Raw genomic sequence first — 21949 nt, 5'->3', positions numbered from 1 at the left:
AGCATGCGCAGCTAGGCCCGCTTGCCGGCCTGCAGGTTGTTATTGTACGATTGCCGCTGCTGCAGGAGGTATACTACCAGGCGGCTGATCGTGAAAGTGGGAATAAAGTCGATGCCCGGGAACAGCTCTTCAATGAAGTTGAACAATCCGCCGAACATCCCCACCGGCCCGCCAAACAGTCTGTAGAAGACGATCGCGGATATCGGCGCCCAGATCACGTCGCTCACTTCACCGAGCAAAGGCACCGCGTAGCTCAGGCATCCGATCAGGTCCATCACCAGGCAAACGATCAAACTGGGGGTATTTTTTCTTTCCATTACAACACGTTTTCATAGTATAATCAAATAGCCTACCAAAATGTTACTTTTAAAGACTAAAAAATTCTGTTAAATTCACCTCTGTAAACCACGTGAATATGACTACGCATAACTCCCGCAGGGATGCGATCAAAAAAGTAGCAACCATGGCATTAGCAAGTACTGCGCTCTCCTCGCTCGCAAACCGTGTTTCCGCGCACGAAAATGCGGTCGGCGAAAAACTGAAAGGCAAGATCAACCACTCCGTTTGTGCCTGGTGTTACAACGGCATTCCCCTGGAAGAGCTGTGCAAAGCTTCCAGCGAGATGGGCATTCAGTCCATCGACCTGCTGGCGCCGAATGACTTTGCCACGGCAAAGAAATATGACCTTACCTGCGCCATGGTGGCCAGCAATAACAAGGACTGGGGTATCACCCGCGGCTGGAACCGCCTGGAGCATCACGATCCGCTGGTGGAATATTATGAGCAGATGATCGATGAAACGGCCAACGCCGGATTCACCAACCTCATCTGCTTTTCCGGTAACCGGGACGGGCTGAGCGACGAGCAGGGCATCGAAAACTGCGCCACCGGCCTGAAAAGAGTGATCAGCTACGCCGAAAAGAAAAAGGTCGTGCTGGTGATGGAGCTGCTCAACAGCAAAGTGGACCACCATGATTACCAGTGCGATCATACCGCATGGGGCGTGGAGCTGTGCAAGGCGATCGGTTCAGACAGCTTCAAATTGTTATACGATATCTATCACATGCAGATCATGGAAGGAGATGTGATCCGCACGATCCGTGAAAACCAGCAATATATCGCGCACTACCACACCGGCGGCGTGCCGGGCCGCAACGAGATCGATGAAACGCAGGAATTGTTCTATCCCGCCATTATGCAGGCGGTGTATGATACCGGGTTCAAAGGTTTTGTAGCGCAGGAATTCGTGCCGAAGCGCCCGGACAAGCTGGCTTCCCTGAAGCAGGCGGTGGGCATCTGCGATATCTGACGATCGAAAAATGCTTCCTTGATATCTTTCGAAGGCCGGGGCATCCCGGCCTTCAATATTTCCAGTCTTTCCGCAACATTCCCATCACCACCATGTCCACATAGTGCCCGTGGAGCTTTGCGCTTTGCCGGAGGATGCCTTCTTTGGTAAATCCGAGCCGTATGGGGATCTGTGCGCTTTTGTCGTTTTGCAGCACAAAGCGGATCTCCACCTTGTTCAGCCGCAATGCCGCAAAAGCATAGCCGATAAGGGTCTTGCAACTGCTGAGGGCAATGCCTTTTCCCTGGTGGCCGGGTCCCAGCCAGTAACCGATCTCCGCTTTCTGCAGCGCATGGTCCCATCCATGAAGGTCGATCACGCCGCATAACACATCATGGTGCCAGATGCCGAAGGCAACCGCTTCTTCTTCGTCCGCCTTGCGCTGCATCAGCTCAATGAACCGGAGGGAATGTTCTTCCGTGGTATTATAATCCACCCAGGGCAGGAAGCGCCGCAGGCTTTTGCGGGACGAGTGTATCAGCTGGAACAGCACAGGCGCCTGCTCCACTGTCAACTGCCGCAGCTTCGTATGTTCGTTTACATTAAGTTCCAGCATATCAGGGCCGGTAAGGTAAACAAAGCCGCTTAAAACACCAACAGGCAATCTCCACGGAGGAAGATCACCTGTTGATTTTGATTATGACTGTACTGTACTACGCTAACGTCTGGTAATAAGCTGCTGCCTTGTCATATCCTTCACCACCTGCTGGCTGTATACCACGGCCATCCTTGCGGCGGAGGAAGGATCGAAAGTTTCCGTTTGCACGGAGTACAACAGCTTGTTGTCGTTCATGCTATAGAGATTGCCTTCCAGGAAGTAGCGGGTGTTGGTGGTGTAGTAACCCGGACGGTAGATCCGGTCGTACATCATCCCGTAATAAGGCCAGAAGCGCCCGTAATACATCGGGTAAGGGCCGTAAAAACCATTGCCCGGCACGTAGCTTTTTTCTTTGGACTTATCTTTCATCACGATGGTCAGCACCTGGTCGATATTATTTTTGCGGATCTTGCGGATCGCCTTTTGTTCGTCCATTCCCTTGAAGTCCTGCTGCCGGTAGGTAGCGAATGCCGGCACGGCATCGTAACCGCGTTGTTTCAGCTGGGCGACCATTTCCGCTTCAATGTTCTTTCTCAGCGCGTCCTGTCTATCATTCACCAGTGCCAGTACCATGATCTTCTGATGCTGGTCCAGCTTCACTTCCGGGTCCTTCCAGGAGGAAGTGACTTTGGTGCCGGAACAGGAAGCCAGGAATAACACCAGTCCTGCCAGCACTCCTAAGCTTAAAAATCTTGTTTTATTCTTCATCGCTCTAGTGTTTTTATACCTATTAGACGGAGAACAGGGGGCAAAAGATACATGGGCCTGCCGGCTTTAACAATAATTTGACGGAACTGTTAAAGTAATGAAAAAAGGGCCTGGGCGGCCCTTTCAGGATATTTGAAACAATCGGTTGTTATTGGGAACGACGCAATAAAAGGGGTGAAAAAACGTTGTTAGTAATTGATCACCTGCTCTTCGATCTGCGGCGGTATTTCCCTGAACTGGTACAGCTGCGTACGCAATTGCGGCTCGAATCCCGCTTCGCGGATCGCATCCTGGATGCTTTTGTACGTAAAGCGGTGCGGCGCTCCCGCGGCGCTCACCACATTCTCCTCTATCATAATAGACCCGAAGTCATTAGCGCCCGCATGCAGGCACAACTGCGCCACGGCCTTGCCTACCGTCAGCCAGGACGCCTGTATGTTTTTGATATTCGGCAGCATGATGCGGCTCATCGCGATCATGCGGATGTATTCTTCGGAAGTGGTCATGTTATGTACGCCGCGGATACGGGCCAGCAGGGTGTCCACATCCTGGAAGGTCCAGGGGATGAAGGCGGTGAAGCCGTAGTGATCTTCGGGCTTTTCGCTCTGTACCTGGCGGATGGCCACCAGATGCTCGAAGCGTTCCAGCACGGTTTCCACGTGGCCGAACATCATGGTAGCGGACGAGGCGATGTTCAGCTTGTGCGCTGCCCGCATCACGTCCAGCCACTCCTGCGCCCCGCATTTTCCTTTGGAGATCAGTCGCCGTACGCGGTCGTTCAGTATTTCCGCGCCGGCGCCGGGAAGGCTGTCCATTCCCGCCTCCTGCAAGGCGCGCAGCACTTCAATGTGCGTGCTTTTTTCCAGCTTGGTGATGTGCGCTACTTCGGGGGGGCCGAGGGTATGCAGCCGCAATTCAGGATACAGCTGCTTCAGCTCCCGGAAAAGATTCACATAAAAGCTCAGGCCGAGGTCCGGGTGATGGCCGCCCTGCAAAAGCAGCTGGTCGCCACCGTATTTGAGCGTTTCGTCGATCTTGCGCTTGTATTCTTCAATGTCCGTGATATATGCCTCCGCATGCCCGGGAATCCGGTAAAAATTGCAAAACTTGCAGTTGGCGGTGCATACGTTCGTGGTGTTCACGTTGCGGTCTATCTGCCAGGTCACCTTGCCATGCGGTACCTGCTGCTTCCTCAGCTCATTTGCGATCTGCATCAGTTCCGCCAGGGGAGCGTGCTCGAACATGTACACGCCTTCCTCCGCCGTCAGGAACTCAAATTGCTGTGCCTTCTTGTATAAATCCTGTAATTGCATCTTGACACCAAAGGTAAGAAAAGTGGACATTTTGCCGTTTGTATAAATCCGCTGCGGTATTCAGGAAGTAAAATGTTAAATTTAAGGGGGAGAGCCTACTATTGTTATGCGCAACCAGAATTTTATCCACGTATGTATCCTTGGCCTATTACTGTGCAGTTTTACCGCACAGGCACAGGAGGACATCGAAGATGGTCCCGAAGCCCAGTTCGTCACCCGTTTCCCCTTCAGGCAATATTATGGCGGCGTAGTAGTGCTGCAGGCTAAGCTGGACCAATATCCGGATACCCTTCAGTTCCTCCTGGATACGGGCAGCGCCGGCATTTCGCTGGATACCAGCACCTGCCTGATGCTCAACATCCCCCTCACGCCGTCCGACAAGATCGTGCGCGGCCTCGGCGCCAGCAAGGTGATCTCTTTCGCCCACGACCACTCCCTGCACTTCCCCGGCCTCACCATAGACAGCCTGGATTTCCATATCAACGACTACAAGCTGATCAGCCAGGTATACGGCATCCGGATAGACGGCATCATCGGCTACAGCTTCCTGAGCAAGTTTATCGTACAGGTGGATTATGACAAGGAAGAGATCGTGGTATATACGCATGGCCGTTTCAAATATCCGCGTGGCGGGCACCTGATGAAGCCCAACCTTACTTTCATCCCCGTGGTCACTTCCCCGCTGCGGAGCGGCAAGCGTGAAGCGCTCCACCGTTATTATTTCGATACCGGCGCCGGCATGTGCCTGCTGCTCAGCACCCAGTTCGTGAAAGACAGCGCCCTGCTGATGCGGCGGAAAGTGAAGGTGATACCCACGGAAGCGCAGGGCCTCGGCGGCAAAATGCAGATGTTCATCACCACCATCAGCGAATTCAGGGTAGGCACCTACAATTTCCGCAATGTGCCCACTTATCTGTTCGACGATGTGACCAATATCACGTCTTATCCCTCGCTGGGCGGCATGATCGGGAACGACCTGCTGCGGCGGTTCAACCTCACGCTCAACTACGCCCGCAAAGAGATTTACCTGATGCCCAATACGCATTTCCGCGACCAGTTCGACTATTCTTATACCGGGCTGATCATCTACCTGATAGACGGACGGATAGAGGTCACGGATGTGATAAAAGGCTCCCCCGCGGAGAAAGCCGGCTTCAGGATCGGGGACTTCATCCTGGCCGTGAACAATAACTTCACGAACAACCTCCAGATCTACCGGGACCAGCTGAAGAACATCGGCACCCGCCCAACCCTGCTCCTGATGCGGGACGGAGAGCTGCTGCTCAAAAAGCTGCCCATCCGCAGCATATTGTAGCTAACGTCATTTGTCGTAAATTTGTATGTTTGGGCGCAACCTGGAACAGGGGAGCGCCGTATTTCTATTTATAATGAGCATATGATCCATTTCAATAAATTCACTTTGTCCAACGGCCTGCGCGTGATCGTTCATGAAGACAACACCACGCCGATGGCCGTGGTAAACGTTCTGTACGATGTGGGAGCGAGGGATGAGAACCCCGCGCAGACAGGTTTTGCGCATTTGTTCGAGCACCTGATGTTCGGAGGTTCCGTTAACATCCCCGAATACGACGAGCCCCTGCAGATGGCCGGCGGCGAAAACAATGCCTACACCACCAACGACCTTACCAATTATTACATAGAGCTGCCCGCCGAGAACCTGGAAACCGCGTTCTGGCTGGAAAGCGACCGCATGCTCTCCCTCGCCTTTTCTGAAAAGAGCCTGGACGTGCAGCGCAAAGTAGTATGCGAGGAATTTAAAGAGCATTACATCAACAAGCCCTATGGCGATGTATGGCACAAGATGCGCGAACTCGCCTACCGCAGCCATCCCTACCGCTGGATGACCATCGGGAAGGAGCTGTCGCACATCGAAGACGCCCGGCTGGATGACGTAAAAGCCTTCTTTTTCCGGCATTACCGCCCCGTGAACGCTATCCTTTCCGTGGCCGGCAAGGTAACCACCGCACAGGTGAAAGCCCTCGCGGAAAAGTGGTTCGGCGACATTCCCGCCGGCGAAAAATATCTGCGTAACCTCCCGGTAGAGCCCGCGCAAACAGAATCGCACCTGCTGGAAGTAAGCAGCAAAGTGCCGCTGGACGCCCTCTACAAAACGTATCACATCTACCCGCGGCAGGACCAGCGGTACTATACGGCAGACCTGATATCGGACATTCTCAGCGGCGGCGGCTCGTCCCGCCTGCACCAGGTGCTCGTGAAAGAAAAGAAGCTGTTCAGCAATATCGATTGTTCCCACTTCGGCAGTCTGGATGCCGGCCTGCTGTCCATCGAAGGCAAGCTGATAAAAGGGGTGAAGATGAAAGATGCGGAGAAAGGCATCCAGGAGGAGCTGGACAAGCTGCAGCAGGAAGTCATTTCCGAAAGAGAGCTGCAAAAGGTGAAAAACCGCGTGGAAAGCATGCTCGCTTTTGAAGACATGGGCCTGCTCAACCGCGCCAACAACCTCGCCTACTACGAGCTGATGGGCGATGCCGCATTCATGAACAGGGAGTTTGAACATTATGAGCGCGTGACAACGGCGGACATCCACAACGAAGCGCAGATCATATTTTCTGAAAAGAACTCCAACACCATTCACTATTACGCAGGAAACTAGGTACGAACCATGATCAACAGAAGACAGGCACCCGCTATAAAAGACGCCGTTGAATTTGAATTGTTGCTGAAACCGTATGAGCTGTTTACGCTGGACAATGGCATTCCCGTATACGTGATCCGCTCCGCCGAGCAGGAAACACTGCAGCTGGAACTGGTATTTCCCGCCGGCAGCTGGTTCGAAACGGAATCGCTGGTAGCCACCGCCACCAACTTCCTCATGAAGAACGGCAGCAGCCAGCACTCCGCTTTGGAGATCAATGAAATGACAGAGTATTACGGCGCATACCTCAACAGGAACGCTTTCCATGAGAACGCTACCTTTACCCTGCATTGCCTTACCAAACACGCCGCCGCGCTGCTGCCCGTGCTGCAGGAAGTAATACTCGATCCCGTTTTTCCCGAAGAAGAGCTGGGCATCTACACGCAGAACATGAAACAGAAGCTGGCCGTGAACCTCCAGAAATGTGAGTTCGTGGCCAACCGCCATATCGATAAATATCTTTTCGGAGAATTTCATCCCTATGGCCGCGTAAGCAGCATGGAAGCCTACGATGCGCTGCAGGCCGAATCGCTGCGTGCATTTTACAAGCATCACTACACGTACAACAACTGCAAAATATTCCTGGCAGGCAATCTTCCTGACGACATCATTCCGCTGCTGAACAAATATTTCGGCAGCACCCAATGGAATGGCGAGAACACCCTGCTGCGGCCGGAACTGCCCATCCTGCCCGCCGAAGAAAAGAAGTACCGCATTTTTAACGATGAAAATGGCGTGCAGGGCGCGGTGCGGATCGCGCGGCCATTCCCCAACCGCTATCATCCCGACTTTTCAAAAATGCTCGTGCTGAACACGATCTTCGGCGGATATTTCGGGTCAAGGCTGATGAGCAATATCCGGGAAGAAAAAGGATATACCTACGGTATCAATTCACAGCTCTACAATTTCCGGCAGGCCAGTGCCATCAATATTCATACGGAAGCCGGCCGCGATGTTTGCGAAGCGACGGTAGCGGAAGTCTACAAGGAACTGGAGCTGCTGCAGCAGGAGATCATTCCCGAAGAAGAGCTGAGCCTGGTGCGCAATTTCATGATCGGTTCCATCCTGGGCGACCTGGACGGCGCCTTCCAGGTGATACAGCGCTGGAAGAACCTCATCCTGAATGATCTCGACGAAAATTACTTCTATAACAATATCCGTACGATCAAGACCATCACGGCGGAAGAGCTCCAGCAGCTTGCGAAGCAGTATTATAACAGGGAAGATTTTTACGAGCTGATCGTGATATAGGGTTGAACATTCTGCCCCGGATTTTTGTAATTTGATAGTATCATAAACGCCTGACTATGGGAATACTCATCCGCATACTCGTTACCGCACTCGCAGCATTGCTCACGCAGTATATTCTGCCCGGGGTTTCTATCGACAGTTTTACCACTGCTTTGCTGGTAGCGATCGTATTGGGTTTGCTGAACCTGATCGTAAAGCCAGTGCTGGTGATCCTCACCCTGCCGGTAACGGTGGTTACGCTGGGGCTTTTCCTGCTGGTCATTAATGCGTTGATCGTGATGTGGGCCGGCAGTCTGGTGAAAGGTTTCAAGGTAGATAACTTCTGGTGGGCGCTGCTCTTCAGCGTTGTGCTGTCCATTATCAGCAGCATTATGCTTTCTCTCGGGCCCGGTACGGACAAGGATTAATGTTTTAAGATCGCTCCATTGCGGACGCCGGTATGGCGGCCCTTCTCCAATGTAAGCTGTCCGTTTACAAGTACATATTGAAAGCCGGTGGAATATTGATGCGGCGCGGTGTAGGTGGAAAGATCCCTTACCGTAGCGGGATCAAAGATCACGATGTCCGCCGCATAACCCGGCAACAGCAATCCCCGGTGCTGCAGGCGGAACTTCTGTGCGGGGAGGGAGGTCATCCGGCGGATGGCTTCTTCCAGGCGCAGCACACCTTCTTCCCGCACATACTTTCCAAGCACCCGCGCATTGGTGCCATAGCCCCGCGGATGCGGCACGCCCACATTATATTCCCGGATGCTCGCGTCGGATGCGAACATGTTGAACGGATACTGCATGATGTATTTTACATCTTCTTCGCTCATGCCGTGGAACACCATGCCCGCATTTCCCTGCGCCAGCAGGTCCAGCACGGTATTCACCTCTTCCTTGAGCCGGGAGCGTTTCCCTTTGAGCTGGTTGATCTCTTTGATATTTTTCCCGTTCAATGTAGTGTCTGCTTTGTAATAGGCCACCACCGCGTAATCCAGGTGCTTCAGCTTCCGGCGTTTATAAAGGTTCACCATTTCGTCCGCAATGCGCCGGCGGATGGAAGGCTCTTTCAGCCGCCAGGTAATGGAATCCGATCCGCCGGAAAGCGCCCAGTCCGGCAGCATGGTGCGGAGGCTGGTGCTGCTGGCGGTATAGGGATATTGATCGATGGTTACGTCCAGCCCTTCTTTTCTTGCTTTTTCCACCATCGCCACCGTCACTTTCGAGCGGCCCCAGTTTTGTTTGCCGCCGATCTTGAAATGAGATATTTCCACGGGAATAGCCGCTTCGCGGCCGATGGTCAGCGCTTCGTTGATCGCCGCTTCCACCGCGTCTGCTTCGTTGCGCATATGCGTGGCGTACACGCCGCCGTATTTCGCCGCCACTTTGGCCATGCCCACCACTTCCGGCGTGCGGGCGTACAGGCCGGGGAGGTAGATCAGCCCGGTAGACAATCCCACCGCGCCGTCTTTCATCGCTTGCTCCACCACCGCTTCCATTTTTTGCTGTTCCTCCGCGCTGGGCGCGCGGTCCGTGCTGCCCATCACCGTCCGGCGCACATCGTTATGGCCGATCAGCGAACCTACGTTGATGGAGAGCTTCATACTGTCCAGCTGAAAAAAATATCTGCCGAGATCGGTGTGTGAAGAGCCGCAGTTACCCGTGATCACGGAGGTAACGCCGTCGTGAATGAAATTATCCGCGTGGGTATTTTAAAATCATCCCCTTCGATATGCGTATGCACGTCAATAAAGCCCGGCGCGGCCACGAGCCCGCTCGCGTCAATTGTTCGTTTAGCCGTTAGCGTTGATGGCAGCCGGCCTGTTTGCAGGATGCGTCCGTCTTTCACCGCGAGGTCGCCATGATACCAGGAGTTGCCGGTGCCGTCGATGATCTTTGCATTGCGGATCAGCAGGTCGCAGTCCTGCGCCTTGCAGGGAACCCACGCCGCGAGAATACACCAGAGAAAGTGGGGCTTTATCATACAGAATTTATTTTAGCTGCTGTGGTCGGCAGTGATCTTCCAGTCCCCGCCGATCTTCCGTATCACGAGCGAAAAATGCCCCGAGAGATCGCCGATGGTCCTGGTGAGCGTCCATTTGCCTACTACAAAATACGCATCCGCCGCCATTTTTTTAAACTCCAGCAGGTCAAAAGTCAGCGTACCCATCGCGGTTTTATCCGGGTAATTCTTTTTGTAATTTTCCAGGGTGGCCTGCCAGCCGTAGGTCAGGCCCTTTTTGCCGATGAAAAGCAGCGAGTCCGAGCGCCAGTAGGTAGTCATAAAACCTTCAATGTCCCCCGCGTTCCAGGCCCGGGTCTGCGTATCCATCAGGGCCTTTATCCGTGCAACGTCGTTGGACTGGCCACGGGCGGGCAATTGAGCGGTGAGCGCAAATAGGGCTATGATAATGACGAATGAACGCATGGTAAATTTTTAGCAAAAGATAATCAGTTTTTATCATTTATGCATACCTTGATTGTACTACCTTTGCACCATTGTTCCGGAAAATAAAAAATTGATCAATATGCCAGGATTTGAATTATTTGGCGCTGAAGAAAAGAAAGAAGTAAATGATGTCCTCGAAACAGGCATCTACATGCGGTATGGATTTGATGGTCCCCGTAAAGGGATCTGGAAGGCAAAGGAGCTGGAGCAGGCGCTTTGCGAAAGGTTCAATGTAAAGTATGCGCAGCTGACCTCCAGCGGCACCACGGCCCTGACCACCGCCATGGCGGCGCTGGGCATCGGTGCGGGCGATGAAGTGATCATGCCCACCTTCACTTTTGTAGCCAGTTTTGAAGCCGTGCTGTCCGTTGGCGCCACGCCGGTGCTGGTGGATGTTGACGATACGCTCACCCTCGCCCCCGCAGCCGTAAAAGCGGCCGTTACACCAAAGACCAAGGCGGTAATGCCCGTGCACATGTGCGGTTCCATGGCGGACATGGATGCGCTGCTGGATATTTGCCGCGAACATAAATTGCTGCTGCTGGAAGACGCCTGTCAGTCCACCGGCGCCACTTACAAAGGCAAAGCCCTCGGATCGATCGGCCACGCCGGCACTTTCTCGTTCGACTTTGTGAAAACGATCACCTGCGCGGAAGGCGGCGCCATCATCACCAACGATGAAGCGGTATACACCAAAGCAGATGCTTACTCGGATCATGGCCACGACCATCTCGGCGGGGCAGACCGCGGCGCGGACGGCCACCCGCACCTGGGCTTCAACTTTCGCATTTCCGAACTGCACGCCGCCGTGGGCCTGGCGCAGATCCGCAAGCTGGACCGCTTTCTGGCTATCCTGCGTAACAACAAGGAAGTGCTGAAATCCGCCATGAGCGAAATTCCGCAGGTGACCTTCCGCCGCATCCCCGATGAAGCGGGAGACAGCGCTACGCACCTTTCTTTCTTCCTGCCGGATGCAGACACGGCCCGCGCCGCAACAGCCGCTATCAAAGCAGCCGGACTGCCCGCGTTCTACTGGTTCGACAATAACTGGCATTACTTCCGCAAGTGGAACCACTTTAAGGAAGGCGCCACGCTCAATCCCTTCGCCGCGCCGCTGGCAAAAGCGATGGAAGTATACAAAACAAAGGAATTCCCCGCTTCCGATGCGATCATCAGCCGCTGCATCTCTTTCCCTATCAGCCTCGCCTGGACGGATGAAGAGCTGCGCGAAAAGGCGGGCAAACTGGTGAATGCAGTGAAAAGCGTTTTATAATCCAACCGACCCATGAAGAAAATAGCATTGATTCCCGCCCGTTATGCAGCTACCCGTTTTCCGGGCAAGCTGATGGCCGTGCTCGCCGGCAAGACCGTTATCTGGCGTACTTATGACGCCGTGCGCGGCACCGGCGTTTTTGACGAAGTGATGGTGGTAACGGACAGTGAAGTTATTTATGACGAGATCGTGCAGAACGGCGGCAAGGCCGTGATGAGCAAGCGCGAGCACGCGAGCGGTTCCGACCGTATCGCGGAAGCCGTGGAAACGATGGAGGATGTGGACATTGTGGTGAACGTGCAGGGCGACACGCCCTTTACGCAAAAGGAGCCGCTGGAAAAGCTGATGAAAGTATTTGAAGGAGAAGAAGGGAAAAACGTGCAGGTGGCTTCGCTCATGCAGGAGATGACCGACTGGAACGACATTGAAGATCCGAACTTCGTGAAAGTGGCGGTAGACAAGAACTTCAACGCGCTGTTCTTTTCCCGTTCCGTGATCCCCTATCCCCGCGATACTTCCGAAGATCCCACGTACTACGAACATATCGGCATCTATGCCTTCCGCCGGAACGCGCTGCTGCAGTTCACCAAAACACCCGTGAGCATGCTGGAAGCCGCCGAAAAAATAGAATGCCTCCGCTACATCGAAAACGGCATCCCCATGAAAATGGTGGTGACCGAATACATGGGCGTGGAAATAGATACGCCGGAAGACCTGGAAAGAGCTTCCAGGCTGCTGAACGGAGAGCACTAAACGTTATATGAAGCCTGGCCACCCGCGCAAGGCGGCATTGAAAAATCAATTATTGACAGATGAAATTCAGAAACTTTAAGCTGGTAGGCTACGTTATCTTCGGGCGCGGCGCGTTTAACCAGCTGGACGAGATCATCGCCCCGCACCGCAAAGGCGACGCCCCGATGATCTTTTTTGTGGATCATTTCTTTGAAGGCAACCAGCCGTTCGTTTCCCGCATTCCCCTGCGCGGAAAAGATAAAGTCGTATTCATTGATGTAACGCACGAACCCAAAACCGTGTATGTGGACCGCCTGCGGGACGAGCTGAAAGCGGAGTTCGGGGAAGTGAGCGGCATCATCGGCATCGGCGGCGGCTCCACGATGGACATGGCCAAAGCCGTTTCCCTGATGATGACCAACCCCGGTTCCTCCGCGGACTACCAGGGATGGGACCTCATTAAAAAACCGGCCGTATACAAAGTGGGCATCCCCACCTTGTCCGGCACCGGCGCGGAAGTGAGCCGCACAACGGTACTGACGGGCCCCACGAAAAAGCTGGGCATGAACTCCGATTACACGCCCTTCGACCAGATCGTGCTGGACCCCGAGCTGATCAAGAACGCTCCCGTCAACCAGCGTTTCTATACCGCGATGGACTGCTACATTCATTGCATCGAATCCCTGGAAGGCACGTACCTCAACGCTTTCAGCCGTTCTTACGGAGAAAAGGCGCTGGAGCTTTGCCAGGAGATCTACCTGCATAAAGACGTATGGGACGATGATTCCGATGAAAAGCTGATGATGGCGTCCTATGCCGGCGGCATGAGCATCGCCTATTCACAGGTAGGCGTGGCGCATGCGGTGAGCTACGGCTTGAGCTATCTGCTCGGCACCAAACACGGCGTGGGCAACTGCATCGTGTTCGACAAGCTGGAAGAATTTTATCCGGCAGGCGTGAAGGAATTCAAGCAGATGGTGGAAAAGCACCAGGTAGCCATTCCGCAGCATATCACAAAAGGATTGTCTGATGATGATTTTGAAAAGATGATCGATGTGTCGATGGGGTTGGCGCCATTGTGGGAAAACGCGCTGGGCAAGGACTGGCAGCAGCAAATGACCCGCGACCGGTTAAGGAAATTGTACGAACAACTGTAATAAAAAAAGACATTGAGGCTGATGCAAGTGGCGCGGAAGATACATGCTTCCGGTTACCTGCGTCAGCCTCAATGCATTTAACAAGCGTATGGAAAATATTACGAACCTCGCCGCGCAATATGCGCATTCACTGCTCAAAACGCAGGACAGGCGCCAGCACTGGCAGCTCAATTCAAAACCCTTCCTGCTGAAATACCTTAACGGCATCGCGGAGAAGTGCAAGCTCAAATGGAAAGTGGGCGTCAACGAAATTCTGCAGAACCTGGAATCCGTTTACCTCGTATTCGATGCGGAGCCGAGCGGCATTGTGGAGCAGTCGCAATTCAGCCTGGTGCAGAAAATGAAGGTAGGTGGATTTTTATCCTATTCCCAAACCCGTAACGGGCAGATCGTGGTCTGGATCAACTTTCCTTGTATCGATGGGATGAGCGATGAAAAGACAAAGGCCGAAATGCTGGAAACCATAGAGCCGGAGGAGCTTACAGAGGAAAATGTGAACCGTTACATTGAGAAATTCCTTCATGAAATGATACAGTGGGAAAATGACGCGCGGGACGAGATCGGTTTTGTGCGGCACAAGCATTGATGTTAGCGGGATCGTGCCCGGGGATGACGACGGTCATCGCCGGATTGGCAGAAAATGCGGAACTTTGCATTATCATGAGAGATATTGAAACAATGGCCGATATACAGCTGCTGGTGAATACGTTTTACGGCAAGATCAGGCAGGATGCGTTGCTCGGCCCGATCTTCGAGGAGCGTATCGCGCCTGATGCCTGGGGGCCGCACCTGGAAACGATGTACCGTTTCTGGGGCGCGCAGCTGCTCGGCATCATGGAATACCAGGGGCGTCCCTTCCCCAAGCACCGCACGCTGCCGGTAGACGGCAAACATTTTGATCAATGGGTGACGCTGTGGAGCCAGACGCTGGACGAGCTGTTCACCGGGCCACGGGCTTCCACGGCGCGGGTGAAAGCGGCCTCCATTGCGCAGGTATTCCTCAGCAAGATATTGTTTGAAAGAGGGATCTACCGCGCTCAGTGACGCGAGCGGATCTTGAGGCTTCTGCGCATGTAACGCACATATTTGTTACGGTAGATGAACACCAGGTAGATGGTGGCGAATATGGTCACCGCCGCCATGATGTAAAATACGGTGGAGAAATGCTCCGGTTTGTTGTTATACCATTCCGCGGAACAGAAGGCGCCCAGCCCGATGCCCGCTTCCAGCGCAATATACATGCTTCCCAACGCACGCCCCCGGTGCTCCGGCCTTCCCAGGTCGATCGTCCAGGCCGTTACGGCCGGCGAATTGATACCCAGTGACACGCCATATACCAACGCGCCCGCTATCAGCGCCGCAGGCGTTTGCGCCAGCCCGATCATCAACATGGAAACAGCCATGAGCGTGGCGGAGATCTTCAGCATGGGCACACGGCCAAACCGGTCGGACGCCTTGCCCGCCAGCAGCCGGATCGCAATGGAGCTGGCCGTGAAGAAAGTAAAGAACAGCCCTTTGTTTTCCATGCCGAGATATGCGCTGAAATCCGGGATAATGGTAAGCAGCGCGCCGTAACTGAAGTAAGTCAGAAATGTGATGACCACCGGCGCCCAGACCAGCGGCTCGAATATCTCGTGGCGGGAAATCTTCAATAAAGTGGGACTGAAGGTCTGCCTGTTATGCAACGTTTCCTTCATCCCGATCAATATTACGACAGACAGCAGGGCAAAAGCAGCCGATATGCGGAACATCGCCATGATGCCCCACATGTGCGCCAGCTGCCCGCCGATAGAGGGCCCCAGCGAAAGCCCGATGGTGCTGAACAATCCCACGATGCCCATCGCTTCCCCGCGGCGGGTGTAAGGCACGAGGTCCGCCGCGTAAGCGGAAGTGCCGGTAGGCTTGAAGCCGGTGGAAAAGCCATGGAAAAAGCGGAGCAAAAGAAAAGCTCCTACGGAGCTGACGAGCGGGTATAACAGGCTGCAGATAACACAAACGAGAGAACCGAACACCATCACCGGCACCCGCCCGATCGTGTCCGTGAGCTTGCCGCTGAATGGCCTGGATAATCCCGCCATAAGCGTGAACAACCCGATGATATACCCTTTGTAATCTTCCCCGCCGAGGCTTGTCAGATAAGCCGGCAGCTCGGGGATCATCATGTTAAAACTGGCCGAAAATAGCAGGTTGCTGAAGCAAAGCAACCAGAATTGCAGGGTGTAAACCTTTCCCTTCTGCTGATCCATGCCGCAAAGTTAGCGGGAAGGCGTGAATCTGCGGCAAGTGTTTTATGAATGAGGTTCGTCCGGGAGGAATGGCTTTGCCGAAAATGCATTCCAGTCCTTCCACACCGCTTCATAGCCCTGTTCCCGTATCATCGCTGCCACTTCCTGTGCGCTTCGCTCATCGCTGATCTCGAATTGTTCCAGTGATTGCGGGTCCACCGCATAGCCGCCGGGGTTCGTTCTGGAACCGGCGCTCATGGTGGTAACGCCCAGTTGCACCAGGTGGTCCCGGAACTTTTCAGGTTCGCGGGTGGACAGGCTCAGCTCAAGGTCCTCGTTCAGCAGCCGGTACGCACAGATCAGCTGCACCAGTTCCCGGTCGCGCATGTCTACCTTCGGGGCGAGGCCGCCGGAAAATGGCCGCAGGCGCGGAAAGGAAATGCTGTAGCGGGTTTGCCAGTAGGTACGTTGCAGGTAATCGAGGTGAAGGGCTGTAAAAAAGCTGTCCGTGCGCCAGTCTTCCAGCCCGATGAGCACGCCCAGCCCGATTTTGTGAATGCCTGCCTGCCCCAGCCTGTCCGGTGTTTCAAGGCGGTAGCCGAAGCGCGATTTTTTACCTTTCGGATGATGTTTGCGGTAATCCTCTTCATGGTATGTTTCCTGGTATACCAGCACGGTATGCAGCCCGAGGGGGATCAGCTGTTCGTAGTCTTCCCGGTCCATCGGCTGCACTTCCATGGACACCTGTGAAAAATGTCCGCGCACGACCGGCAGCACTTTTTTAAAGTAATCCATTCCTACAGACTGGTTCGCTTCCCCTGTTACCAGCAGCACGTGTTCATATCCCATGCTGCGGATCACGGAGATTTCCTGCAGGATCTCCGCGCCCGTCAGCGTTTTGCGCCGGAGCTGGTTGTCGTAGCTGAACCCGCAATAGGTACAGATGTTCTGGCATTCGTTGGACAAATACAGCGGAACATACAGCTGGATGGTTTTGCCGAACCGCTGCTGCGTCAGTTGCCGGCTCATGGCGGCCATCTGTTCCAGGTATGGCGCTGCCGCGGGAGAGATCAGCGCCATGAAATCCTCGAGGGTACGGTGTTTCCGTGCCAGCGCTGATTCCACGTCACGCGGAGTTTTTGTGTAGATGGACGCTTTCACGTCTTCCCAGGCGTATTGCCGGAAAATATTCTCAAAGCTCATACGGTCATTTTTATTGTAAAGGCTCTTCATCCAGGAATGCCAGCAAGGGGCTGCTGGCATGCGCCTGCGTGCTGACGCTTCCCAATCCGGCTTCATACGCTTCCCTGCCGGCTATCACCGCTTTGCGGAATGCCGCCGCCATCTTCACCGGTTGATGCGCCACGGCAATGGCGGTGTTCACCAGCACTGCGTCCGCGCCCATTTCCATGGCCTGCGCCGCGTGGGACGGCGCGCCAATGCCCGCATCCACCACCACCGGCACATTGCTCTGCGCGATGATGATCTCCAGGAAATCCAGCGTGCGCAAGCCTTTGTTACTGCCAATAGGAGCGCCGAGCGGCATTACCGCGGCAACGCCTGCTTCTTCCAGCCGTTTGCAAAGCACAGGGTCCGCATGCACGTAGGGTAATACTACGAAACCGAGTTTCACCAATGCTGTGGCCGCTTCCAGCGTTTCCACCGGGTCCGGCAGCAGGTATTTCGGATCGGGGTGGATCTCCAGCTTGATCCAGTTGGTGTCCATCGCTTCGCGCGCCAGCTGCGCCGCGAATACCGCTTCTTTTGCCGTGCGTACGCCGGAGGTGTTGGGCAAAAGGTGAATATGCGGATGTTGCAGGTGCTGCAGCATATCGTCCTGCTGCGGTTTGCCGGCATCAATTCGTTTAAGCGCTACCGTTACCAGTTCCGAGCCGGAGGCGAGTATCGCCTGTTCCATCGTGCTGACGGAACCAAATTTGCCGGTGCCGGTGAAAAGCCGGCTGCCGAAGGTTCGGCCGGCAATGATCAGTTGTTGCATAAGATTGCGTGTTGTGAGTCTGTTTGAAAATAGACAGAGCATGTGCATCGAGGCGTTGTGCCGGTCGGATGTGCGCATGGCTTCTGCGTCCAGGTGAATATTGCTGTTGCGTTTCCCGGGAAGGCGCCGCTTTCAGTCCATCCATAACTGTTTGATCTGTTCTACCACCCGCTTTTTGTTCACCGCATGGGTGATCAGTCCGGATACAGCAATGCCGCTGACGCCCGCTGCTTTTAACCCCGGAATGTCTTCCAGCAGGATGCCGCCGATGGCCACAACCGGAATGTGAACGTCCATCTTTCGCAAATGCGCGATTGTTTGCTGATAGCCTTCCAATCCGAGTACCGGGCTCAATTTTTCTTTGGTGGTGGTGAACCGGTAAGGCCCCATGCCGATGTAATCCGCTCCACCAGCTACATGCGTCAGCACGTCATCGAGCGTATTGGCCGTTCCGCCGAGCCAGCTGTGTGTGCCGGCGACGGCGCGGGCTTGCTGCACCGGCATGTCGTCTTTACCCACATGGGCGCCGTAGGCATTGACTGCCGCGGCCAGGGCCGGATGATCGTTGATGGAGAGGAGCGCGCCGTATTCATCGCAGATGGTTTTGGCTTCGTGTGCCAGCTGTTCGCGGAGCGCATTGTCCGGAGATTTTACCCGCAGCTGTATCCAGCGGCACCCAGCGTCGCAGGCGGCGCGGATATTGTCCGTATGCGAAGCGGTGGCTGTTTGCTGCGAGATGTATAAAAGATGTTCCATGTTAAAAATGATGATGCCCCAACAGTGCGGGGCTGCTTTGTAAATAATGAAGGGTATAATTTTTTCCCGCCGCGCAGGCTTCCTGCAAGTGCATGCCTTTGGCGAGCGATGCCGTGATGGCGGCGGACAACACGCAGCCGGAACCATGTTTCGGAAAGGCATCTGTTGACAACGGCTGAAAATCCGTGTGTCCGTTGCCGTTATACAGACTATCCCAGCCCGGTTTATCCGGACGGTGACCGCCTTTCAGCAGCACGGCGCAGTGTGCAGCCATTTTTTTTGCGCCCTGTTCTCCGTCGGGCATTCCGCTCATGGCGATGGCTTCTTCGTAGTTGGGCGTAAGCAGGTAGATGTATGGCAGCACCGCTTCCCATTGCCGGATGAGCGCTGCGTGGAAAGTGTATCCGGCGGAGGCTTTCAGCACCGGGTCCAGGATGAACTGCAGCCCGGGACGGACGGCGCGCAGGGCGGGTAAAACTTCCAGCAGTACATCGGGATGCGCCACCAGTCCTATTTTGCAGAACTGTACCAGGAATTTCTCCAGCAACGGCGTGGCCTGGGCGATGATCCGGTGGGGCGGTATCCACTCAACACCGAGGAACTCATCGTCCGTTTGCATGGTCAATGCGGTGCAGACGCCGAGGCCGGTAGTGCGTTGCGCCTCGAAGGTCTTGATATCCGCCAGCAGGCCGGCGCCGCCCGAGGGGTCGAGGCCCGCGAGGCTCATCACGTATGGTTTGTGCATTGTCATTTCCATGGAATGCTGGTCGTTGATTTTTTTAATGCTGTTACTGCTATCGTCCTCATTTTTGTTGGAGGATGACCCGTATTTGTTTTTCTCCGTTCGGCTGCGCCTTTTTTCGTATGGCTGGCATTATCGCGAGCCCGTATGGGTAAACGGTTCCGTTGCGGTACCACGCCGCCCCTCATTCCACGCTGCTTTAATACTCCGGCAAATCTCCGCCGGGTCGCCGTTCCCCTGCCAGATAGCCCCCAGCACGGCCACGCCGCTGAACCCCATGGCACTGACGGCCCCCGCGTTGGATGCCGCTATTCCACCGATGGCCAGCGCGTTGGCAGGGATGTTGGTCATCTGCGCTGCTTTACCAGTATATCCCGGTTTGGAAATGCTGTCGAACACCGGGCCTAACAGCAAATGCCGCCACATCTTACCGGGACAATGCGGTTGATGAATGGACGTACTGAGCGGCGAACCGAGTGCGGTATAGCGTGCGAGGCGTTCGGGCGTACTTCCCAGCCGGGTGCGCTCGCTGATGTGCAGTCCCATCAATCCGTATTCCTGCAACAGATCAGGCTGCTCCGCGATCATGATGCGGCGGCGGTAGCGTGGCTGTACCTGTTCAAGGAGTACGGCGTATTCACCCGGCGTCCAGCCGGCCTTGCGCAGCAGGAGTACGTCCACCTCAGACATGAGATGATTGATGCGCATGGCTTCTTCGTTTATCCGTTCCGGTGATGTGATGACCCAGATCATATGTTGCATGTTAAGGGCACATTATGAATAGATCTCTCCTCCCTGCCCGATGAAAGCCTTTGATTGCTCTTCCATCCCGGCCTTCAGGGCTTCCTGCTCGTCCACGCCCTTGCCGGCGGCAAATTCGCGCACTTCCTGCGTGATCTTCATGGAGCAGAAATGAGGGCCGCACATGGAACAGAAATGCGCCACTTTTGCGCCTTCGGCGGGCAGTGTTTCGTCGTGGTAGCTGCGCGCCGTATCGGGATCGAGGGAAAGGTTGAACTGGTCTTCCCAGCGGAACTCGAAGCGGGCCTTGCTGAGCGCGTTATCGCGGTGCTGGGCGCCGGGGTGCCCTTTGGCGAGGTCCGCCGCATGCGCCGCCAGCTTGTAGGTGATCACGCCTTGCTTTACGTCTTCGCGGTTGGGAAGCCCGAGGTGTTCCTTGGGCGTTACGTAACAGAGCATGGCGGTGCCGAACCAGCCGATCATGGCCGCGCCGATGGCGGACGTGATGTGATCATAGCCCGGTGCGATATCGGTGGTCAGCGGGCCGAGGGTGTAGAAGGGCGCTTCGTGGCAATGCTTCAGCTGTTTGTCCATATTCTCCTTGATGAGCTGCATGGGCACATGGCCCGGCCCTTCGATCATCACCTGCACATCCTGTTCCCAGGCCACTTTGGTCAGCTCGCCGAGCGTTTCCAGCTCCGCGAACTGCGCGGCGTCGTTCGCGTCTGCGATGGAGCCGGGGCGAAGGCCGTCGCCGAGGGAAAACGCCACATCGTAGGCTTTCATGATCTCGCAGATCTCATCAAAATGGGTGTAGAGGAAGCTTTCTTTATGATGTGCGAGGCACCACTTTGCCATGATGGAACCTCCGCGGGAAACGATCCCCGTCATTCGTTTAGCCGTGAGCGGTATATACCGCAGCAGTACGCCGGCATGGATGGTAAAGTAGTCCACGCCCTGCTCCGCCTGTTCTATCAGGGTGTCGCGGAAAAGCTCCCAGGTGAGGTCTTCCGCCTTGCCGTTCACTTTTTCCAGCGCCTGGTAGATGGGCACGGTGCCGATAGGCACGGGGCTGTTGCGGATGATCCATTCGCGGGTTTCGTGGATGTGTTTGCCGGTGCTGAGGTCCATAATGGTATCGGCGCCCCAGCGGCAGGCCCATACGGCTTTTTCCACTTCTTCTTCGATGCCGGAAGTAACGGCGGAATTGCCGATGTTGGCGTTGATCTTTACGAGGAAGTTACGCCCGATGATCATGGGCTCGCTTTCGGGATGATTGATATTGGAGGGGATAATGGCGCGGCCGGCGGCGACTTCCTGCATTACAAATTCCGGTGTGATCCAGCCGGTGGACATGCCGGCGCCGAAGTTGTTGCCTTTATGCTGATGCCAGAGCTGGTTGTCTGCCGTAAAAAGTTCCTCCGCGCGCTGGTTCTCGCGGATGGCGATGTATTCCATCTCCGGTGTGATGATGCCTTTGCGCGCGTAGTGCATTTGTGATACGTTGCCGCCGGGTTTGGCTTTATATGGCAGGCGCAGATGTTCGAAGCGAAGGTGCTGCAGCGCGGGATCGGCCAGTCTTTCGCGGCCATAGCGGGAGGTAAAATCTTCCAGCTGCTGCACGTCGCCGCGGCCGGTGATCCACTCCCCGCGGAGGCGGGGCAAGCCTTTGCGCACGTCGATGTGGGCTTCAGGATCGGTGTATGGACCGCTGGTATCGTATACGGTCACCGGAGGGTTGGGCGCGGTTTCACCGTGGCGACCATGTAAACGTGTATCCGTGAGCGTTATTTCCCGCATGGCTACGCTGATGTTGTGCCGGGAGCCGCTGACGTGAATTTTCCTGGAGGCGGGAAATGGTTCCCGGCTGATGCTGTTTTTCATGATAATAGTGATTGTGCCGCGTGGTGTGGCGGCGATAAATGGAAAGTTTTTCCGCGCTGAATATTGCGCGTGACGCTGAAGAGTGCGACGCAAGGATGCTTAATTGTAAACC

General features: G+C 55.0%; 24 protein-coding genes. 10 read left to right on the top strand and 14 right to left on the bottom strand.

The window, feature by feature from the left end; all coding sequences use genetic code 11:
* Positions 1-11 precede the first annotated feature (11 nt).
* The gene (locus CCY01nite_RS06895) at positions 12-317 is read right to left on the bottom strand and encodes a hypothetical protein (protein WP_146859062.1); all 306 of its coding nucleotides are present in this window, start codon (positions 315-317) and stop codon (positions 12-14) included.
* A 98-nt stretch (positions 318-415) separates the two neighbouring features.
* Between CCY01nite_RS06895 and CCY01nite_RS06890 the strand changes: the two genes are divergently transcribed.
* Entirely contained in the window at positions 416-1309 is an 894-nt protein-coding gene (locus CCY01nite_RS06890) for a hydroxypyruvate isomerase family protein (RefSeq protein WP_146859060.1), read from the top strand.
* Positions 1310-1361: 52 nt separating this feature from the next.
* Here CCY01nite_RS06890 and CCY01nite_RS06885 read toward each other — a convergent pair whose 3' ends face one another.
* The 3 genes from CCY01nite_RS06885 to mqnC all read right to left on the bottom strand — a co-directional run bounded on the left by CCY01nite_RS06885 (position 1362) and on the right by mqnC (position 3967).
* Entirely contained in the window at positions 1362-1904 is a 543-nt protein-coding gene (locus CCY01nite_RS06885; protein ID WP_146859058.1) for a GNAT family N-acetyltransferase, read from the bottom strand.
* 102 nt (positions 1905-2006) lie between these two features.
* A complete protein-coding gene (locus tag CCY01nite_RS06880; protein ID WP_146859056.1) occupies positions 2007-2654 on the bottom strand; it encodes a hypothetical protein in 648 nt (215 codons plus the stop codon).
* 188 nt (positions 2655-2842) lie between these two features.
* Positions 2843-3967 carry a cyclic dehypoxanthinyl futalosine synthase gene (gene mqnC, locus CCY01nite_RS06875; protein WP_146859054.1) on the bottom strand — a complete coding sequence of 375 codons (1125 nt, stop codon included), beginning with the start codon at positions 3965-3967 and terminating at the stop codon, positions 2843-2845.
* 106 nt (positions 3968-4073) lie between these two features.
* On the opposite strand from mqnC, the gene CCY01nite_RS06870 reads away from it, so the two are divergent.
* The 4 genes from CCY01nite_RS06870 to CCY01nite_RS06855 all read left to right on the top strand — a co-directional run bounded on the left by CCY01nite_RS06870 (position 4074) and on the right by CCY01nite_RS06855 (position 8302).
* Positions 4074-5282: an aspartyl protease family protein gene (locus CCY01nite_RS06870; RefSeq protein ID WP_146859052.1), complete on the top strand. Its 1209-nt coding sequence runs from the start codon at positions 4074-4076 to the stop codon at positions 5280-5282.
* 81 nt (positions 5283-5363) lie between these two features.
* On the top strand, positions 5364-6602 hold the full coding sequence (locus tag CCY01nite_RS06865; RefSeq protein WP_146859050.1) for a M16 family metallopeptidase: 1239 nt from the start codon (positions 5364-5366) through the stop codon (positions 6600-6602).
* Between the two features lie 9 nt (positions 6603-6611).
* The gene (locus tag CCY01nite_RS06860; protein WP_146859048.1) at positions 6612-7895 is read left to right on the top strand and encodes a M16 family metallopeptidase; all 1284 of its coding nucleotides are present in this window, start codon (positions 6612-6614) and stop codon (positions 7893-7895) included.
* 56 nt (positions 7896-7951) lie between these two features.
* Positions 7952-8302 (top strand): phage holin family protein, encoded by a 351-nt coding sequence (locus CCY01nite_RS06855; protein ID WP_146859046.1) that lies wholly within the window; start codon positions 7952-7954, stop codon positions 8300-8302.
* Here the strand turns inward: CCY01nite_RS06855 and CCY01nite_RS06850 are convergent.
* The 3 genes from CCY01nite_RS06850 to CCY01nite_RS06845 all read right to left on the bottom strand — a co-directional run bounded on the left by CCY01nite_RS06850 (position 8299) and on the right by CCY01nite_RS06845 (position 10307).
* A complete protein-coding gene (locus CCY01nite_RS06850; RefSeq protein ID WP_246129874.1) occupies positions 8299-9483 on the bottom strand; it encodes an N-acyl-D-amino-acid deacylase family protein in 1185 nt (394 codons plus the stop codon). The genes CCY01nite_RS06855 and CCY01nite_RS06850 overlap by 4 nt on opposite strands.
* Before the next feature lie 62 nt (positions 9484-9545).
* Positions 9546-9863, bottom strand: coding sequence for a hypothetical protein (locus tag CCY01nite_RS26845; RefSeq protein WP_246129873.1), 318 nt, complete (start codon positions 9861-9863; stop codon positions 9546-9548).
* A 12-nt stretch (positions 9864-9875) separates the two neighbouring features.
* Complete coding sequence (locus CCY01nite_RS06845) at positions 9876-10307, bottom strand: YybH family protein (protein ID WP_146859044.1); 432 nt, start codon at positions 10305-10307, stop codon at positions 9876-9878.
* A 100-nt stretch (positions 10308-10407) separates the two neighbouring features.
* On the opposite strand from CCY01nite_RS06845, the gene CCY01nite_RS06840 reads away from it, so the two are divergent.
* From CCY01nite_RS06840 to CCY01nite_RS06820, 5 genes are all read left to right on the top strand, one after another.
* Positions 10408-11601 (top strand): DegT/DnrJ/EryC1/StrS family aminotransferase, encoded by a 1194-nt coding sequence (locus CCY01nite_RS06840; protein ID WP_146859042.1) that lies wholly within the window; start codon positions 10408-10410, stop codon positions 11599-11601.
* A 12-nt stretch (positions 11602-11613) separates the two neighbouring features.
* Positions 11614-12354 (top strand): 3-deoxy-manno-octulosonate cytidylyltransferase, encoded by a 741-nt coding sequence (kdsB, locus tag CCY01nite_RS06835; protein WP_146859040.1) that lies wholly within the window; start codon positions 11614-11616, stop codon positions 12352-12354.
* Between the two features lie 59 nt (positions 12355-12413).
* The gene (locus tag CCY01nite_RS06830) at positions 12414-13490 is read left to right on the top strand and encodes an iron-containing alcohol dehydrogenase family protein (RefSeq protein ID WP_146859038.1); all 1077 of its coding nucleotides are present in this window, start codon (positions 12414-12416) and stop codon (positions 13488-13490) included.
* An 88-nt stretch (positions 13491-13578) separates the two neighbouring features.
* Complete coding sequence (locus CCY01nite_RS06825; RefSeq protein ID WP_146859036.1) at positions 13579-14076, top strand: hypothetical protein; 498 nt, start codon at positions 13579-13581, stop codon at positions 14074-14076.
* Positions 14077-14150: 74 nt separating this feature from the next.
* Positions 14151-14534, top strand: coding sequence for a group III truncated hemoglobin (locus CCY01nite_RS06820; RefSeq protein ID WP_222614322.1), 384 nt, complete (start codon positions 14151-14153; stop codon positions 14532-14534).
* Here the strand turns inward: CCY01nite_RS06820 and CCY01nite_RS06815 are convergent.
* The 7 genes from CCY01nite_RS06815 to thiC all read right to left on the bottom strand — a co-directional run bounded on the left by CCY01nite_RS06815 (position 14528) and on the right by thiC (position 21837).
* Positions 14528-15736 carry an MFS transporter gene (locus tag CCY01nite_RS06815; RefSeq protein ID WP_146859034.1) on the bottom strand — a complete coding sequence of 403 codons (1209 nt, stop codon included), beginning with the start codon at positions 15734-15736 and terminating at the stop codon, positions 14528-14530. The genes CCY01nite_RS06820 and CCY01nite_RS06815 overlap by 7 nt on opposite strands.
* Before the next feature lie 42 nt (positions 15737-15778).
* Entirely contained in the window at positions 15779-16918 is a 1140-nt protein-coding gene (gene thiH, locus CCY01nite_RS06810; RefSeq protein ID WP_146859032.1) for a 2-iminoacetate synthase ThiH, read from the bottom strand.
* A gap of 10 nt (positions 16919-16928) precedes the next feature.
* Positions 16929-17714 carry a thiazole synthase gene (locus tag CCY01nite_RS06805; RefSeq protein WP_146859030.1) on the bottom strand — a complete coding sequence of 262 codons (786 nt, stop codon included), beginning with the start codon at positions 17712-17714 and terminating at the stop codon, positions 16929-16931.
* A 132-nt stretch (positions 17715-17846) separates the two neighbouring features.
* Positions 17847-18470, bottom strand: coding sequence for a thiamine phosphate synthase (locus CCY01nite_RS06800; protein ID WP_146859028.1), 624 nt, complete (start codon positions 18468-18470; stop codon positions 17847-17849).
* Position 18471: 1 nt separating this feature from the next.
* Entirely contained in the window at positions 18472-19215 is a 744-nt protein-coding gene (locus CCY01nite_RS06795; RefSeq protein WP_222614321.1) for a hydroxymethylpyrimidine/phosphomethylpyrimidine kinase, read from the bottom strand.
* A gap of 129 nt (positions 19216-19344) precedes the next feature.
* Positions 19345-19974: a thiamine phosphate synthase gene (locus CCY01nite_RS06790; protein ID WP_146859024.1), complete on the bottom strand. Its 630-nt coding sequence runs from the start codon at positions 19972-19974 to the stop codon at positions 19345-19347.
* A gap of 12 nt (positions 19975-19986) precedes the next feature.
* On the bottom strand, positions 19987-21837 hold the full coding sequence (gene thiC, locus CCY01nite_RS06785) for a phosphomethylpyrimidine synthase ThiC (protein WP_146859022.1): 1851 nt from the start codon (positions 21835-21837) through the stop codon (positions 19987-19989).
* Positions 21838-21949: the final 112 nt, after the last annotated feature.

It is taken from the genome of Chitinophaga cymbidii (genome assembly GCF_007992715.1).
GTDB classification, from domain to species: Bacteria; Bacteroidota; Bacteroidia; order Chitinophagales; family Chitinophagaceae; genus Chitinophaga; species Chitinophaga cymbidii.
The sequence above is the reverse complement of the archived record's forward strand: the minus strand, read 5'-3'. Positions and strand labels throughout refer to the sequence as shown.